The 16,143-nt window shown below is 32.1% G+C and carries 18 protein-coding genes; 17 read left to right on the forward strand and 1 reads right to left on the reverse strand.

Annotation, left to right across the window (positions count from 1 at the left end):
• Window positions 1-125: 125 nt before the first annotated feature.
• The 17 genes from ODZ84_RS05230 to ODZ84_RS05310 all read left to right on the forward strand — a co-directional run bounded on the left by ODZ84_RS05230 (window position 126) and on the right by ODZ84_RS05310 (window position 13,939).
• A complete protein-coding gene (locus ODZ84_RS05230) occupies window positions 126-1,037 on the forward strand; it encodes a hypothetical protein (RefSeq protein ID WP_266175941.1) in 912 nt (303 codons plus the stop codon).
• A gap of 9 nt (window positions 1,038-1,046) precedes the next feature.
• Window positions 1,047-1,802, forward strand: a complete 756-nt coding sequence (locus ODZ84_RS05235; protein ID WP_266175942.1) for a hypothetical protein — start codon at window positions 1,047-1,049, stop codon at window positions 1,800-1,802.
• 63 nt (window positions 1,803-1,865) lie between these two features.
• Window positions 1,866-3,062, forward strand: a complete 1,197-nt coding sequence (locus ODZ84_RS05240) for a hypothetical protein (RefSeq protein ID WP_266175943.1) — start codon at window positions 1,866-1,868, stop codon at window positions 3,060-3,062.
• Window positions 3,063-3,090: 28 nt separating this feature from the next.
• Window positions 3,091-4,092, forward strand: coding sequence for a hypothetical protein (locus tag ODZ84_RS05245; protein ID WP_266175944.1), 1,002 nt, complete (start codon window positions 3,091-3,093; stop codon window positions 4,090-4,092).
• 12 nt (window positions 4,093-4,104) lie between these two features.
• On the forward strand, window positions 4,105-4,602 hold the full coding sequence (locus ODZ84_RS05250) for a hypothetical protein (protein ID WP_266175945.1): 498 nt from the start codon (window positions 4,105-4,107) through the stop codon (window positions 4,600-4,602).
• Between the two features lie 20 nt (window positions 4,603-4,622).
• Window positions 4,623-4,910, forward strand: a complete 288-nt coding sequence (locus ODZ84_RS05255; RefSeq protein ID WP_266175946.1) for a hypothetical protein — start codon at window positions 4,623-4,625, stop codon at window positions 4,908-4,910.
• 1,255 nt (window positions 4,911-6,165) lie between these two features.
• Window positions 6,166-6,624: a hypothetical protein gene (locus tag ODZ84_RS05260; RefSeq protein ID WP_266175947.1), complete on the forward strand. Its 459-nt coding sequence runs from the start codon at window positions 6,166-6,168 to the stop codon at window positions 6,622-6,624.
• Window positions 6,625-6,673: 49 nt separating this feature from the next.
• The gene (locus ODZ84_RS05265) at window positions 6,674-7,564 is read left to right on the forward strand and encodes a bacteriophage abortive infection AbiH family protein (RefSeq protein ID WP_266175948.1); all 891 of its coding nucleotides are present in this window, start codon (window positions 6,674-6,676) and stop codon (window positions 7,562-7,564) included.
• 22 nt (window positions 7,565-7,586) lie between these two features.
• Window positions 7,587-8,516: a hypothetical protein gene (locus ODZ84_RS05270; RefSeq protein ID WP_266175949.1), complete on the forward strand. Its 930-nt coding sequence runs from the start codon at window positions 7,587-7,589 to the stop codon at window positions 8,514-8,516.
• Window positions 8,517-8,551: 35 nt separating this feature from the next.
• On the forward strand, window positions 8,552-9,382 hold the full coding sequence (locus ODZ84_RS05275; protein ID WP_266175950.1) for a hypothetical protein: 831 nt from the start codon (window positions 8,552-8,554) through the stop codon (window positions 9,380-9,382).
• A gap of 102 nt (window positions 9,383-9,484) precedes the next feature.
• Window positions 9,485-10,204, forward strand: a complete 720-nt coding sequence (locus tag ODZ84_RS05280) for an HNH endonuclease (RefSeq protein ID WP_266175951.1) — start codon at window positions 9,485-9,487, stop codon at window positions 10,202-10,204.
• 145 nt (window positions 10,205-10,349) lie between these two features.
• The gene (locus ODZ84_RS05285) at window positions 10,350-11,111 is read left to right on the forward strand and encodes a hypothetical protein (protein WP_266175952.1); all 762 of its coding nucleotides are present in this window, start codon (window positions 10,350-10,352) and stop codon (window positions 11,109-11,111) included.
• Window position 11,112: 1 nt separating this feature from the next.
• Window positions 11,113-12,075 carry a hypothetical protein gene (locus ODZ84_RS05290; protein ID WP_266175953.1) on the forward strand — a complete coding sequence of 321 codons (963 nt, stop codon included), beginning with the start codon at window positions 11,113-11,115 and terminating at the stop codon, window positions 12,073-12,075.
• A 47-nt stretch (window positions 12,076-12,122) separates the two neighbouring features.
• A complete protein-coding gene (locus tag ODZ84_RS05295; RefSeq protein ID WP_266175954.1) occupies window positions 12,123-12,353 on the forward strand; it encodes a hypothetical protein in 231 nt (76 codons plus the stop codon).
• A gap of 23 nt (window positions 12,354-12,376) precedes the next feature.
• On the forward strand, window positions 12,377-12,805 hold the full coding sequence (locus tag ODZ84_RS05300) for a hypothetical protein (RefSeq protein ID WP_266175955.1): 429 nt from the start codon (window positions 12,377-12,379) through the stop codon (window positions 12,803-12,805).
• 114 nt (window positions 12,806-12,919) lie between these two features.
• Window positions 12,920-13,138, forward strand: coding sequence for a hypothetical protein (locus ODZ84_RS05305; RefSeq protein WP_266175956.1), 219 nt, complete (start codon window positions 12,920-12,922; stop codon window positions 13,136-13,138).
• A 12-nt stretch (window positions 13,139-13,150) separates the two neighbouring features.
• A complete protein-coding gene (locus ODZ84_RS05310; protein WP_266175957.1) occupies window positions 13,151-13,939 on the forward strand; it encodes a hypothetical protein in 789 nt (262 codons plus the stop codon).
• A 55-nt stretch (window positions 13,940-13,994) separates the two neighbouring features.
• On the opposite strand, the gene ODZ84_RS05315 is transcribed toward ODZ84_RS05310, so the two are convergent.
• Entirely contained in the window at window positions 13,995-16,115 is a 2,121-nt protein-coding gene (locus ODZ84_RS05315) for a type IA DNA topoisomerase (protein ID WP_266175958.1), read from the reverse strand.
• Between the last annotated feature and the right edge of the window lie 28 nt (window positions 16,116-16,143).

Raw genomic sequence — 16,143 nt, forward strand, 5'->3', positions numbered from 1 at the left:
TTGAAGATTTTTTCACTTAATCAAAAAAAATTTAAAGTATGCAAAAAGAATGCGCACTTGGATATTTTCTTTGCATTATGAAAAATAATATATTACATAATTAATACCTAAAACACTATTTCACCATGGACATACATATTAAGGAAATCTATAATACAATTTATATTAATGCAGTTCTGTTTCTAAAAAGAGGAATAAAAGAAATTACTAAAAATGGTCATGTTATTTCAGATTCTGAGCAGGCTATTATATCATGCTTTTATATTCAGACATCAATTGAATTATCATTAAAAACCTATATGGTGAAAGAAATTGATATCTATTCAATCTTAGAAAGTAATCGCAACTTGTCACCGAATCTTCTTCTACAAAAATTCAAAAAGAATCATCTGAAAACAAAAACATATGACCAGCTAAAAAAATCTTTGAAGAGAAATAAGAATCTAACTTTTTTTACTGACATTCATTTCAAACATCTAGATAAATTGCAAATGTACAGGAATCGGCTTGTACATTTAAATCTGTTTTTATCTAAAGATGATATAGCCAATATTCAAAAGGAACTAATTTTTGCTGTAACCCACCTATTGATGCCTTTGCTGACAGATATAAGTTTTGAGTTTGCAACTCCAACACAATTCTATGAAGAGCATTTAGATGAGAAAGATTATAATAGTTTAATTTCTTTCGATCCTTACATCGATGAAATGCACAATATAGCAATTGAATATTCAGGTCTTGCGTATGAATGTTTAAGATGTTACAATAAAACATTTTCTCCCAATACTGAAATATGCTACTGTTGTAATCTACAACTTTTTGATGCAGCGGGCTATATCAACTGTGATCTGTGTTCCTCTAAAAAATCTATAGTCTATGATACCTTGAACATTCATGTAAAGGGTAATGAGAATAGTATAAATGGTCTTTGCATGAATTGTGGAGACAAGATGATGGTTTATGATTGTCCGGAATGTGAAGGTAAATTTTCATTCTACGGAAAACCTGACTTAGAAGAAAAAATTTGTAACTGTTAATAAGTAATTATGAATAAAGCTGAAAAACTGGAAAAATGGAAGTATAAAGGTAAAAATCTTAGTTCTTTCAGAAAAGATGATAAAGAATTTGAAGACTTATCACAAATTATAGATAGTGCCAACAAGAAAGAACTTAAAGAAGTTTTTGAGAAAGGTCTCGAAACTAAGTATGACCAATATAAAAAATATCTTTACGAGCACAACCTATTTTTGTTTAGAGATTTAGAACAACATATTAAAGACTCAGTAAACTGCTTAATTATTGATGCTTATATCCCAAGCATTACCAACACGAATCTACTTCTTGAACGTGCTTTGAAACTTGCTTTGATACAATTCGAGGTAGGAACTGTCATAGATTATAATGATGAAAAAATAGTAGAAGCATACATAAAAGCTGACAAGCAATATGCAGGAAAAAATATGGAGGCCAATATTCAGAAATGTATAAAATATAAAATTCTTAATGCCACAGAAGCAAAAGAACTTAAAGATTACAAGCTTAAATTCAGAGATGGATTTTCCCATTTTACACCAATAAATATTTTAAAAGAAGAGAAACTGCTTACCAACATTTCATTAGAAGAACAGCCAGGTCTTGAAAAAACTTTTAAGCTGCCACAGTATCAGTCTATGCAAGTGGTCTTTTTTGCACTAAAAAATGCTGAAAGTCATCTGCGCTATGTTCTTGATATTATCAATCACTTACAGTTTAAAGTCTTAGAAGAGTTTCAGAAGACTTTTAAAGCGAAGGAAAAATCTTAGGGGTGTCGCAAAAGTCTTTTTTTGAATTTTAGCATTAATAAAATCTATTTAAAAACAGTAAGAATGATAACAATTGAGAATCTAACACGTATGGTCAGTGCTACATTGAAAACGTTGCATATTTTTAGTAATAATTGTAAGGAAATCAATGTAAAAGATGTGTATCTCCTCAACGAAGATACACTATGCTGCGATTTCTATCCTGTTTCAAGAAAGTCATACGATATAAAATTAGAAATAGCTCCGATAATGGGTTGTTTTAACGGTATTTTTAGAGATATGAACTACGAAAATGTCAACCTGTTAAACTATGCGGTGAGAGCTTTTGATGAAAATAACAACGAAATTTTATACGCTTTATCAACCAAAACCGCAGCAGAACTCGTTGGGAAGGGAGGATCCATCGAATGGCTTGCATCGACCTTTTTTCAAATAAATACAGAAGACTTTCGTCTGGCTCAGGCCAAGCAGATAATTTCTGAAATTGAAAATGGATTAAGGGAAATTGTAAAAATAAAACTTAGAGATCAATTTGGAGATGATTGGTGGGAACAGGGTTTGAATAGTAAACTTGGCAGAGATGTTAAGAAAATCTATTTCAACAATTTTGGAGAAGATTGTACTGATGGTGATATTTTAATTGCCTATACTTTTACCCTGCAGCTTAAAGAAATTATCCTCTCTTACTACAATTTATTTACAAATTATTTTCAAAGTTCTGCTGAATTTGAAACTTCAATGGATAGCTTAAATAAATTAAGAAGAGAAGAAGCCCATAACAGACCCATTTCAAATTTGGATTTGAAGAATCTACAGACTCTTCATGAAGAATTGCTATCCGGTGTTCTCCAAGATTTAAAATCACTTCAATCTGTCTATTTAACTGAAAACTGGAGAGGAAAAATCAAAAAAATAATGACCGAAAAAAGGTACAAGGATGTTTATACTGATTTAGAAATCAGTAATGAAATTGATGCTGGACAAAAGTTGTTTAAAATTCGAGAAAACAAATCATCTTTAATCTCTTACCTTGATGATACAATTTTAAAGTTAAAATCTATTACTATACCAATACATAAGAAATCGACACACAAAGAACTATTAAGCTGTTTCGAACATTACAGAGTCCTGCAAAAGTCTTTATTTGATGAATATTCAACCTTAGATAATAAAAGAATTGACATCGTCAAAGATGAAATAAAAATACACGATCGAAAAATGGATGAGTTCGTCGAAAAATTCCTCCTGAATGAGAAATAATATTAATTTGCCGTTAAAATAAAAACCAATGACCCAAAAATATACTGATCTTAGAGCAAAAATATTGGCACCAGCCGATCTTATTTTATTTGATGAAGTTATCGGAACAATGACTGGTGGTTATTACCGTTCATCATACATTATGGCTTGGATTAATATAATTGAATCTTTGAAAAACAAATTATATCAACTTGCAGCCTTAGAAGACAGCAGAGCAAAAACCGCGATTACAGATATAGAAAACCTAGAAAGTGGTGGATTGTCAACCGATAGAAAAATATTTGAACAATGTGGAGTTTGTGGCATAATTGAGCCGACTCAGAAAAGCACGATTGAATTTTTATGGGGGGGGCAACGTTGTATTTATGCTCATCCTTATAATACAAGTCCGAGCATTGAGGACTTAAATTATATTATTAATCAGGCTGTAACCATTGTTTTATCTAAAGAAGTAGACTTCAATAAGAATTATATTGACGAGTTTTGTGACAATATAATTACAAAACCGCACTTAGTAGATAATGATGAAAATAAAATCCTGCAGTTAGCAAATAATATTCTGGTTAGAGTCAAAGAAAATCTACACCCATATTACTTTAAAAAACTATTTTTTTATTACGGAAGTAATCAAGACAAGCCCAATGAAATAAAGAAAATTGAAATAATTGTAAAACATCTCATTTTAAAAACCACTTATGATCTCTCTGATAACAACTGGGCTTTTGAAAATAGAGCAGTCAGCTATCCCGAAAATTTCACCTTATGTGTGGTCGACCAATACTTCTGGAATAAAGTTGACGATCGTGTAAAAGACGTACTGATAAATTATTTTGTGAATTTACATGACAATAATACTATTACGAAATTGGCTGAAGTATATGGTAAACTACAAAGTTTGAGTATTCTTGAAGATGAATACAAGAACAAATTTTTCATCAAATTAGACTCTTTGAGGTTTTCATTATCAATTTATTATTATGGCAATGCGGATAAACAATTTGATAGAATAATAGGAGAACTAAAAACCTGACAATTTTCTCAGATGAATGTGGTTATTGATTTCATTGATAGCGAATTCGGTATAAATGCTTTAAATAATTTCAGTTTGGAACAGAATATTGAACTTGGAAGGGTTCTGTACGCTTCAGCTGATGAAGGTCATTGGAGATCCCGTTCACTTATAGCTTTTGAAAATTTTAATACATCTAAACTTAGCAAAGAGATTTTTGCAGGAATTATCATTGGTCACTTTATCAATATTAAAAATGAGGTCAGATTCGACGACGAAAGAGCACACTTAGCATTAAAAGTTTTAAACGAACTTGATGGTAGTCTAATTGATTTAGTGTACGCAAGGATCTTTGAAGTTCTCGACAATGGAACACAAAAATATTCTAATGAAATATTTGTTTTCGGTACTGACACTATGACGAACATCGTTAATGCAGTTAATGAACTGAAGTTAAATTGGAAGTCGAAAAATTTTGATAATTACAATCTTTTAGATAACAAGGTTAAAAAGTATTTTGAACTGCTTTGATTTTTGAGTAAAGAGAGAATATGAATATTAATAAAAAAATAGACTTTACCAGAAATATAATAAATTTTATCGGTAAAAATAATACGCATCCTGATTCAGAAGATATCAGAAGTATAACAATAGACAGCATTGCACAAGCCTTTCAGAATTTTTGGATCTCTTTAAAATTATCGAAAGAACTTCAGAATATTGATTTTGTTCAGGAAAAAATATCCGACCAGTTTAAAAAATCTGATCTTGAAGATATTGAGTTTAATCTTGATGGATTTTTAAAGATGCTCTTTTTACGAGACTATTTATATCCTTAGAAAGTCATCTTAAAACTATAGCACGTCACTTTGAAGCAAAATCCTCTGATATTTATGACGATTCTATAAAAAATGCATTTAAGAATTTACTTGACAAAATTGTATTCTTTACTGATATCAGCGATTATGAAAAAAATGTTATATTCTATTTTTTCTACCTGCGAAATACGATACATAATTTCGGAATTCAAAATAGAAAAACCCAGCTTTTAGAAATTGAAGATGCAACATCTGTTGTCAGTCAGTTAAAATTTGAGCTAAAGCTTATCAAAGGGAAAACTAATGACATTTCATCTCTGGAACTTTTACTTCTTTTCGAACAAGTAATAAAGGTAATCATTAAATTAAATTCATTAATTCCGGCGAATGAAAAAATTAAACATCCCTTAGCTGATTTTGATTATTAACAATTTCAAAAACAACTTATAAATGTAGAATTGTTATCATTATATGATGATCCTTTTCAAGGATGGTTTGTAGATTTTTGTAATAGATTTTAATAAAAGTATAGCGCGACGATTAAATGTAAAATACTTAAATTTATATGATTACAACTATAAAGCTATCATTATGGATACACTATTAATTATTGCGATAATTACTTTGTTGATTGGTGCAGCAATTCAATATTGGATTTACCGCAGAAAATTCTACAGAAGAAATAGTACCGGGCTTGAAGCATTCTCAAGCTATGAAAAGTCTGTGTTTACTAAATTTTTTGAAATTATTTTGAAGTGGGTATCATACATATTTATCATCATTGGCCTTCTGTATCTATGGAGATATGCTCGACATTTAGAACCTAAATCCAGAATCCCCGTAAAGAGTGAATTATCGAAATAGTGGATTTTGTAATACCTAGCCCTAATTGATAAGCTTTGGAATAAGCGATTACATTAACTTGAAAAATCTTAATTAATTTTAAGAATAATTCAAATAAAACCTATTGTGAAATATCAATGCAAAAGCTTTAAAAAGCTTTTTATTAAAGGTATTATTTGTAAAATTTACCTTAAAACGATTTTTATTTAAGTTAAAAATAATACAAAAAATCACAACAATAATTATTATAAATTCATTAAGACATACATTTGCTAAAGATTCTCAATCATATTTGAGTTTTCATGGTTATTAGTTTTTATCCTCGATTTCCATCGGGGATTTTTTTATTTTTTTGATGTACGCATTATTTTAAATACTGTACTTTAAAATAGATATATTATCATTACCTTTAAGAAAACGAAACTTACAAACCATGCCAAGACCAATTATACAAAATTTAAGAACCTGGCCAAGAAATTTAAGTACAGCCCAGGGTGGTGGATTATCAACTTCACAATATGGTGGAATGTCTACTTCACAATATGGCGGAATGTCAACATCTCAATACGGAGGGCTCTCGACTTCACAGTATGGGGGAATGTCAACTTCGCAGTATGGGGGATTATCAACTTCACAGTACGGCGGACTTTCAACATCTCAGTATGGTGGATTATCGACATCTCAATATGGAGGACTCTCGACTTCGCAGTATGGCGGGCTGTCAACTTCAGCAGGAGGAGGTATGTCCACATCTTCATCTAATATATACAAAAGTAATATACCGCCGTGGCCATACTTCGTTAGAGAATTAGAGTTACGAGGCTACGACCAAGCGGTAGAGATGATCAAAAATTGTTTACCGTATGATCTTTGGCCTGAAAATTATTTTTAATAAACATTAAGGATAAAATCTGTATTACATACCTCGATAAAGTTCATTAATGAAAAAACTTTATATCGTTGGGAATGGCTTCGATAGATTTCACGATCTTCCCACAACATATAGTGATTTTCACAAATTTGTTACTGCAAATCACCAAGATTTAGAAAATATATTTGAGGAGTACTTTATGTTATCATCATATCCCGACCATTTATGGAAGGACTTTGAAAATGATCTCAGTACTTTTAAATGGAAAGCTCTCTTTGACGATATAAATAACATTGATGTATCTGATGAAAACTTCAGACCTAGTTATATTTATAGTCTGGAAGATGATTTGGCGCAAGAAAGCGACCTGCTGATTGATAAAATCAGGGAAGCTTTTGAGGATTGGCTAACCGATTTAAGCCTTGAAGACACTAATAGGAAACTTCTTTTAGAAGAAAATTCATTTTTCTTAAACTTCAATTATACACTGACACTCGAAGAGATCTATAAAATCCCTAGCAGCAATATACTGCATATTCATGGGGATGTAGAAAATAGCCCGGGAAGTTTTGTATTTGGACATAATAAAAATTTAAAGGCACAACCTGAATTTGATGAAAATGGTGAAAGGAACAGAACACCTTTTTCGGATTCAGAAGAGAATGCTAAATATCCGTTTTACGCACTTAAAAAACCCGTAAAAGATTCTATTCGTGAATATGACAGCTTCTTCAAAGGTTTAAACGAAATCGATGAGATTATAATATTAGGGCATTCTTTAAATCCTACTGACCTTCCCTACTTTAGAGCTATAAGAAAAAATATGGTTAAAAAAGTAAAATGGAGTGTCAGCTATTATAACGATGAAGAGAAAACAAAACATTTAAAAACACTCCTTAAAATTGGAATTGACACAAATAAAATAGAGTTTTTTAATATGTCTGATTATAATGTAGATTAGCCTACCTCCAACTTTTTTTACAATGGAATATATTTTTAGAGAAAAAACCTACAAGGTTTCAAAATTCAAAACCTTTCTGACTAATCAGCTGAAAAGTCAATCATTAGAAACTGCTAATACTTTTTTGCTCGAATTTATTCAAAATAATGAATTTGAATTTAATGATTTAATTTCAATCTTAGACAGATTCATTGATTATGCAAAAAGACTTGGTGACGAAAACGAAAAAGTCTTAGAATTTGTTCATAAGAAATCAGTTGAGTACAGAAGTGTTGAGAACACTTTACATTTATCTAATCTGTTTTATAAGATTAATCCTTATTATGCATTAAATTATATTGATGAAAATTTTGATTTAATTCCTAATAATAGTAAAGAAAAAGTTTCAGTATTGCTATTTAAAGCTGATATTCTTTTAGAAAATAATGAACTTGAAAAAGCATTTTCAGTACTAAGAGATTGTTCCGATCAATGTTACGATTTGTACATTTTTGATGCTTTGGAATTAAAGAGAACGATTTACGAAAAGATGGCGGTTATTTGTCAGTTAGAGAAAAGAAGTGATGCTGCAATTAGTTTTTACATATACCATTGTTCATTTCAGGCAGGTGTCGAGTTCTTACATTTCCCGTATTTAGATACTTACAGAAATTTTAGATTACCATACTCCATAATTGAAAATACCAACAATGAAATCATACAAATAGACATGCATTTAAGGAACATAAATATTAATATTGATGTATTTAATTCTTTTCTGCAAGATTTGTATAGAAAAGTGATGCCAAAAGCTTTTAAGCTTGAAAATATAGATATTGATACCTTTACTGTTTCAAATTCAAACGTACAGGACTTGGTACATTACACAAGCTACATACCGAAGCTTACAGTTAGAGATTTAGTATCATCCATTGAATTATTAACATCAGATAAAATTAAAGACCTTCTCTGAAATGATTTTACCAGCTCAAAACAAAATTGATAAAAATGAGATACTATCTGGATACCGTAGCTGCTAGAGCTCTTAGCAAAGAATTACACAAACTGCAAAGTAATTCTTTTACTTCTGCACTGGTTGTAATGGAGCTAGTTTCGGGAATTAGCGAGAGAGAATTTAATATAAGAAAGCAAGTTATAAAAAACTTAATTGATTCAAGATTTCCAGTTGTATGGAAACTACCAGAAAAAATTAAAGCCGAGGCTTTTCCAATAATTGAAATAAAAGAAGGTAGAGTGCTTGGATTACAAAAGCTTTGTATTGAACTGTATCACAGTGAGAACTTGGAAGCATTTATTACTAACACCGAAAAGGAGATTTATAATATTGATTTCTTTAAAGCACTTGATAAAAGCTATTCAGACATATTTATAGAAGCAACATTAAAAGGAAATCAGGAACTGAAAAGTATATATGCTGAGCAGAGAATAAATAATGGAAAAGAATTTGAAGATTATGCCAAGCAAATCGTAAAGTCTTTAGCTTCAGAAGTTGATGTTAATAATGCTTTAACCATTAAGGTTATTGCTGGTCATTTAGCAGCTCAGGCTTCAGAAGATAACGACCTCGTTACCGAAGAAGAAGTATACAACAGTTATAATCATAGTATAGATATTTTCATGAATGCTTTTTCTTTTTTCTCAGCTAAAAAAAGTGGTGAATTAGGGACGCCCGCTAAAAATGATTATACGGATTTGCTTCATTTATTGTATTTAGGAAGTAATCCCGATCTTTCTATAGTGACCAATGATAATATGATTTTGAAGATCACAGAGCAATCACAAACAATATTAGAATATAAACAGATTAATAATATTTGAGCACGATATCAAATTAGTTTGATTGTATTTTGGATATTTATCTTTAAATACCTACACATAGAAAATTAGTATACGAGAAGAACTCTAAAACTATATGAATATATGAAAGAAAAAAGAGATAAACTTATTGAATCTCTCAGATTATGGCTTGAAAAAAATGATTTGACATCTGAAACGCACTTTTTCACAATTGAAGAATGGCAGGAACGCGAGGAAGAGTATCACACTGAAAGCGAGTTTGTTATTACTACAGAAGGTGGTCTATATAATATTCTAAATTTTGGAGACGAAAAACAATACCTAGAATTTGAAGATTTAGTATTGTCTTTTGGTTTTTTCTATGAACTCGGAAATGCCTGGAATATTGGATTTTATTATGAAGAGAATTTGGAAAACGTACCTTTAGAAGAACCATTCAAATCATATGCGCATAAGTTAAGAGATAGAAGATGGCAAAATAAAAGAGATCTGGTCAAATCAAGAGCAGGATATCGTTGCCAGGATTGCGGTTCAACTAAAAGCCTGGAAGTTCACCATTGTTATTACCAATACGGAAAAGAACCTTGGGAATATCCTTTGGACACATTACGCTGTCTTTGTAGAGACTGTCATGAAAAAAGAGGGAGACTTGAAATCGTTTTAAGAGCGAAATTTGCAGATTTAAGATTTGATGAGCTGGAGGTTTTTAAAAAATTAATCTCACATTCAATACTAGCTTATAATCGAAAAGCATTTTTTGAATTTCTAAATTCTCTCGGTAATGTGAATGGAGATATGGATAAAAAATATGACGAGATGAAAACAATTAAAAGGTTTAGTTAGAAAATTCAGTAAATACACTGATATTATTGTGGATTAAACCATTTTATTTTGTTGATATGTAAAACCGTAATTAAATATTATCGGTTTTTCTTAATCTAAGACCAAATATAAATAATTTACCAAACCTTTATAAATTAAAAAAACAATGGCTGATAAATACTATTATTTCGATACACAGGGAAACGATGACGAAGCTTATGAAAGAGCTTTGAATTTTGCTTCAAATCTCGTAAAGGAAAGTAAGGAACTAAATAAAATCATTTTTTTGGTGGCTTCTAAAAACACTACAGGTTGGCTCGAAAGATTATTTGGTTCACAAACAGTGAAAAAAATGTTTAGTGGTGCATCCTTTTTAGGAACTAACCTTAAAATAGAAACAGTCAGAACTTATAAAGGCAGTTATAACAATCCATCAGATGTCATTATTTGCTGCGGTCTGAATTCTGATGAAATTTTTAAAGTACAAGATTACAGACAGATTGACGCAATAATCGCAATACCTTGGATAAAAGAGAATACAGAAAGCTGGATTAATACCACGAACGCAAAAAAGATAAACAAAGATCTAAGCATCGATGAAGCTGAAAATGTGGCAGCATATCCAGAACCGTCTGCAATTGTAAAGAATGCTTTCAAAGAACTCACTGCAGTTATTAATACTTCTACAGGTATAAACCACCCTTCGGATAATTCGAGAGCGAAAACCTATGTAAAAGCTTTGCATAAATACGAGCCAGAGTTAAACTCAGACATCATATGTTCATACTTAATAAATAAATTAGGTTGGAAGGTAAGACACGCTGACGATATAAGAAAATTGATTGATACGCTAAACAGCGGCAAGTTTTTTAAAGGTGGTGAGAAAACCGGCCTACAACTTCATTACAAAAGATGGAAGAATAGCTAATATGAGATCTCAATTACACCAGTTGGAATTGGTCTACCCTCCTATTTCTAACCAAGAAGCTGAATGGATAAAGGATATTACTGAAGTCCAAGAACAAATATCACAGAGCAACCTGTACTTTATAGGGCAAAAGCCAGAAACCTTTTTTATATTTCCACCAGATGAAGAAATTGATCAAAATATTAATCAGGATGGTAAATTAGTTTTTCAGATTATATGTGGTGCCAGAACATCATTTTGTACTTTGGATATTAATGCAATGTATGATTTCTACCGAGTTCCAAGCGACGTTAATCTCAAATTTGAGATGGGAGATAAAAATATAAGAATTTGGCGGCTGGATGATGATAAGCAGGATATTTTTGACTGGTTTACTACTGAAAAGTTAATCTTTGACAGAAGCCGAGGAAAACCGTTTATTTTGGGATTTGATGATTTCGAAGATTTCTTCACTTACAATTTGCACTATGTAGGAATATCAAAAAGTCAAACAAGCTTCGAAAGATTAATTGTTCAACCTCACGATAAAAGACTGAGAATACTTTCTAATGAGCATCCTTTAAATCAGGGTTCAAGATTAACTGATGAAATGATTCTATTTTTCTTTAGAATAAAATCGCAAGAAATCAAGCAATATTTAATTGACAGTGACTTTGATCAAATAGGAAAAAATGAATTGGAAGACCGTATAAAAATAATCGCAGACGCCGAAAAAGCATACGTATCCGTAATTGACACAAAGTATAATGAGGTTAAATTTAAAGATTATCCAACTTCAACTGATGGCCTGTCCACTTCTACAGTAAATCGTATAGCATATTTAATTGATGAAAATATTACGTTTTTAACAGATTCTGTTTCATTAATAAGTAAAAGAGACAAAATATTTGGAACCAATTTGTATGCTGATTTTATTGCAATTGATTTTGATGATAAAACAGTTGAATTATTTAAAGCTGAATAAAAAAATATGACGGTTGAATTCCATTTGATAAAATAATAAAACAAACTATGAGAAACTTATCACAGCAAGAAAAAGAATTTGCAAAAAAATTGTTACGATTAGCCAGTAAAACAAATGATGTTCTAATAGGTAATGTTGTTTATAATGAATTGACTAACGTTGATATATATTTGGATTATGAAAACGAGCATATAGAATATCGTTTTGATGCAGAGCTTTACAAAACTGGTCAAGGCGATTTTTTACTTTTGCTCGCAATTTTTCGTGGAAAATTATAAACTATTTCAATCTTCTACAATATTTGGAAAAGAATGGAATGTTATTTCTATATCAAGAAAGTCAAGACGAGAAGAACTCGCGTTATGGTGGGCTTATTGCTAGAAATCAATTTATTCCATCAGAGATTCACGACAGAGACGCTGTACAGCTGATTTTAGAATTTTCAAAAAAAACAATTATTATAAATCAAGCATTCAGAGATTATGTTGAAAATGATTTTAAAACTAATGAAGATGTTAAACACTATCAGAATATGGAATTAGCTGAGGAAAATGTCGAATTGGCAAAAGAAAATCTTGAGATAGCAGTAAAATCCAATGATGCTGCACAAAAATCCATTGAGATCGCTCAAAAATCATTGAGAACAGCGAAAATAACAATTTTTATTACAGTTATCATTTTTGTTTTGGGATCATTGTTAAATTTTTACATTGCATCAATGAATAAATGATAGATAGTAAGTTGATTAATAATTTTTTTATTCGTAAATTGCTTATAATAAAAAATAACAAAAGAATATTGATTATATTTAATCATTATTGCTAAGTTTTTTAAGTTAAAAAATATGAGAAGAGGAAGTAAAATAAGATATATAAGCAAAGATATGGTAGCAAAAAAATCGAGAAGCGCCTTCAGAGAAGGAGCTTTAAGAGCTATGCATACTAATGGATATGTTGTAATTGCACACGAAGGATGGGTAGTTAGAAAGCATTCTAATGGGAACATCGAAAGATTAGAAAAGATAAGCGAAGAACCTCAGCAATTAAAAGTTATACGTGATTAAATGAACAAGAGAATGAGAGTTTTCGCCGGACCTAACGGCTCAGGTAAAAGTAGTATCATTCAGAAAATACTTGACACTGACACGCAGAAAGGCGTGAAACTTGATTTTGGCATTTATATCAATGCCGATGAAATTGCAAAAGATCTTCTAAAAAAAGGATGCCTATTTTCAAAATATAAAATCACCTTCAATGAAGATGAATTTTTTGAAATCGTAGAAGCTTCGGGCTTAATAAAAACTGATTTAACCTTAGATGATTTCAAAGCCTGCATACAAATAACTGATGATCGATTAACTCTTCCAAAGGAATTTATAGATAACCAGGAAAAAAGAGTGCACGAGCGGGTAGAACAAATTGTCGCAGATTATTTAAGAAAAAAATTGCTTTCCGAAGATAAAAAATTCTCGTTTGAAACGGTTTTTTCGCATAGCGGAAAGGTCGATATTATAAAGCAGGCAACAGCTAAAGGTTATAAGGTATATCTCTATTTTGTATCAACAGAACACCCTACTATTAATGTATATCGTATTAAACAGGTGAGAGTAAAACAAAATGGACATGATGTACCTGAAGAAAAAATTATTGAAAGATACTACCGTTCAATGAATTTATTGTATGAAGCAGCTCAGAATGTTTATCAAGCTTATTTTTTTGATAATTCAAAAGAAGGCGGAGATCACACAATGTTTGGACATTTCAAAGTAAATACAGATGGCGAAAAGATGTGGGATGAAAATGATGATGAAGTTTATCCTGAATGGTTTAAAAAATACTACTCCGCCAAAATAAAAAGCGATTAGTTGATATAAAAAATCCCAGTTTTTCAACTGGGATTTTGTATATCTTCGATGTCCATTAAAATTCAAAAGCCGTTTGGCAATCATCTTTTAAAATAAGATAAGCATCAAACTTTTTCCCGTTTTTACTCTTCATATTTTTGATGAGCGGAGTTTTTCCTGTTGTTATGAGGGAAGTGATATGGTTGATGCTGAGCTGTATGCCACATATCATTCTGAATAAAATCCATTGACATTGCTCATCTGGGCATTTGACGATTTTATCTTTAATAATGAGATGATGCTGCTGGCATTTGGGGCATTTGAGCTCCGGGATGTTTTCTTGGGTAATGTTGAGCGATAATAGTTCTTGGGTAATTTCTGCTGTGTAGTTTTTAATATCAGTGATGAACTGTTTTGAATTGATTTCTTTTGTTTCAATCTGATGGAGTGCCATCTCCCACTCTGCGGTCATCTGGACATTGGCTATTTTTTGGTCTTTGATAAGATCATAGACCCTTCGTCCTTTGTCGGTTGGGATCAATGTTTTGCTTTTTCTGGTAATGTAGTTTCTGGTAATTAAGGTTTCAATAATGGAGGCTCTAGTTGCGGGTGTACCGATACCAATGTTGGCTAAAGCTTTCTGCTGATCTCTGTCTTCGATTTGCCTGCCTGCGTTTTCCATAGCAGAAAGAAGGTCAGCTTCAGTGTAGAGTTTGGGAGGTCTGGTCAGTTTTTCATTTAGTTCTGTTGATGAGATTTTAAGCTCATCGCCTTTTTTGAATTCCGGAAGTTCAATGAGTTGGGGTTCTTGTGTTTCGTTATTGTTGCTATTATTATTGCTGTTATCATCTTGGTTTGGGCTCGCTTCATCAGACAATAGGCCTTTGATGGCTCGCCAGCCTTTATTTAGTATCTTGGAGCCTCTGATAATGAACTCATAGTGATGGACTTTGATAATGATGTGGCTGACTTCTTTGGAGCAGTGCTCTGATAATGATTCAAACAGGCGATAAACGATCATATGGTAAATGGCTTTTTCACTGGCAGTTAGAGCGGATGGAATTTTAGTGGTCGGTAAAAGTCCGTGGTGGTCTGTGACCTTGAGATCATTGACAATGCGTTTGTTGAAGTTGCCGAACTTGAGTGTTGCTATCGCTGGTTTGAATGGGTCGGATTGATTCAGTATTCTTACGAGTTCAGGGATTTCCGGCCAAAGGTCTTCAGGAATATATTTGCTTCCGGTTCTCGGGTAGGTGATGAACTTCTTTTCATAAAGGCTTTGTGCGGTCTGTAATACTTCATCTGCTGATAATCCCAGCTTTCGGTTAGCTTCTTTCTGTAGTTCTGTCAGGTCAAACAGTAATGGAGACTGTTCTTTGATCGTGTTGATGGAGACCTCTTCTACCGTGGCTCTACCCTCCCGCTCTATGGCTTTTAAGATCTGTTCTGCCTGTTTTTTGTCTTCCCATTGCTGGTTGGAAAGACTGGTAAAATTTAAATAGTCCTTTCGGTGCTGTAACTGGATCTGCCAGTATTTCTTTTGTTTAAAATCTTTGTTCTCTTGAAATTTTTTGCAGATCAATGCTAATGTAGGGGTCTGGACCCTGCCTAAGGAATAGACATCGTTGTTCGCTGCAATACTCAATGCCTGGGTAGCATTGATTCCGACCAGCCAGTCGGCTTCGCTTCTGGCTTTTGCAGTTTCATAAAGTCCATCGAAATCCGAACCGGGTCTAAGATTTCTAAAGCCTTCCTGTATGGCTTTTTCGGTCAGTGAACTGATCCAGAGTCTTTCAAATGGTTTTTTGCATTTTAAATGATCATAGATATAGCGGAAGATCAGCTCGCCTTCCCTTCCCGCGTCAGTCGCAACGATAATGCTCGTGCATTGACCTAAGACATTTTTAATGAGCTTGAGCTGTTTTAAGGCGGATGGGTCTGCTTGGTAGTTTTTTGATTGGCTCTGCTTTGTCTTTCTTGGAGTGAGGATAAAGGGATTGGGAAAGATAGGCAGAGAGGCTTTGTTAAAGCCTCTTATGCCATAATCTTCCGGCATTCCCAATGATACCAAATGACCTAACGCCCAGGTCACACAGTAGCCGTTTCCTTCAAAGTAGCCGTCTTTTCTGTTATTGGCATTGAGAATCTGGGCAATTTCCCTGGCAACACTGGGTTTTTCTGCAATGATGGCTTTCATAGGTTTGGATTTGATGGTTGTTATGGTT

This window comes from Chryseobacterium fluminis (assembly GCF_026314945.1).
Lineage (GTDB): Bacteria > Bacteroidota > Bacteroidia > Flavobacteriales > Weeksellaceae > Chryseobacterium > Chryseobacterium fluminis.

Excerpts from the sequence above, each read along its gene's own strand:
- ODZ84_RS05250 (WP_266175945.1), top strand. The coding sequence starts at position 4,105 with ATGAATGTGGTTATTGATTTCATTGATAGCGAATTCGGTATAAATGCT.
- ODZ84_RS05295 (WP_266175954.1), top strand. The coding sequence starts at position 12,123 with ATGAGAAACTTATCACAGCAAGAAAAAGAATTTGCAAAAAAATTGTTA.
- ODZ84_RS05270 (WP_266175949.1), top strand. The coding sequence starts at position 7,587 with ATGGAATATATTTTTAGAGAAAAAACCTACAAGGTTTCAAAATTCAAA.
- ODZ84_RS05285 (WP_266175952.1), top strand. The coding sequence starts at position 10,350 with ATGGCTGATAAATACTATTATTTCGATACACAGGGAAACGATGACGAA.
- ODZ84_RS05280 (WP_266175951.1), top strand. The coding sequence starts at position 9,485 with ATGAAAGAAAAAAGAGATAAACTTATTGAATCTCTCAGATTATGGCTT.
- ODZ84_RS05235 (WP_266175942.1), top strand. The coding sequence starts at position 1,047 with ATGAATAAAGCTGAAAAACTGGAAAAATGGAAGTATAAAGGTAAAAAT.
- ODZ84_RS05310 (WP_266175957.1), top strand. The coding sequence starts at position 13,151 with ATGAGAGTTTTCGCCGGACCTAACGGCTCAGGTAAAAGTAGTATCATT.
- ODZ84_RS05260 (WP_266175947.1), top strand. The coding sequence starts at position 6,166 with ATGCCAAGACCAATTATACAAAATTTAAGAACCTGGCCAAGAAATTTA.
- ODZ84_RS05305 (WP_266175956.1), top strand. The coding sequence starts at position 12,920 with ATGAGAAGAGGAAGTAAAATAAGATATATAAGCAAAGATATGGTAGCA.
- ODZ84_RS05255 (WP_266175946.1), top strand. The coding sequence starts at position 4,623 with ATGAATATTAATAAAAAAATAGACTTTACCAGAAATATAATAAATTTT.
- ODZ84_RS05245 (WP_266175944.1), top strand. The coding sequence starts at position 3,091 with ATGACCCAAAAATATACTGATCTTAGAGCAAAAATATTGGCACCAGCC.
- ODZ84_RS05275 (WP_266175950.1), top strand. The coding sequence starts at position 8,552 with ATGAGATACTATCTGGATACCGTAGCTGCTAGAGCTCTTAGCAAAGAA.
- ODZ84_RS05315 (WP_266175958.1), bottom strand. The coding sequence starts at position 16,115 with ATGAAAGCCATCATTGCAGAAAAACCCAGTGTTGCCAGGGAAATTGCC.
- ODZ84_RS05290 (WP_266175953.1), top strand. The coding sequence starts at position 11,113 with ATGAGATCTCAATTACACCAGTTGGAATTGGTCTACCCTCCTATTTCT.
- ODZ84_RS05230 (WP_266175941.1), top strand. The coding sequence starts at position 126 with ATGGACATACATATTAAGGAAATCTATAATACAATTTATATTAATGCA.
- ODZ84_RS05240 (WP_266175943.1), top strand. The coding sequence starts at position 1,866 with ATGATAACAATTGAGAATCTAACACGTATGGTCAGTGCTACATTGAAA.
- ODZ84_RS05265 (WP_266175948.1), top strand. The coding sequence starts at position 6,674 with ATGAAAAAACTTTATATCGTTGGGAATGGCTTCGATAGATTTCACGAT.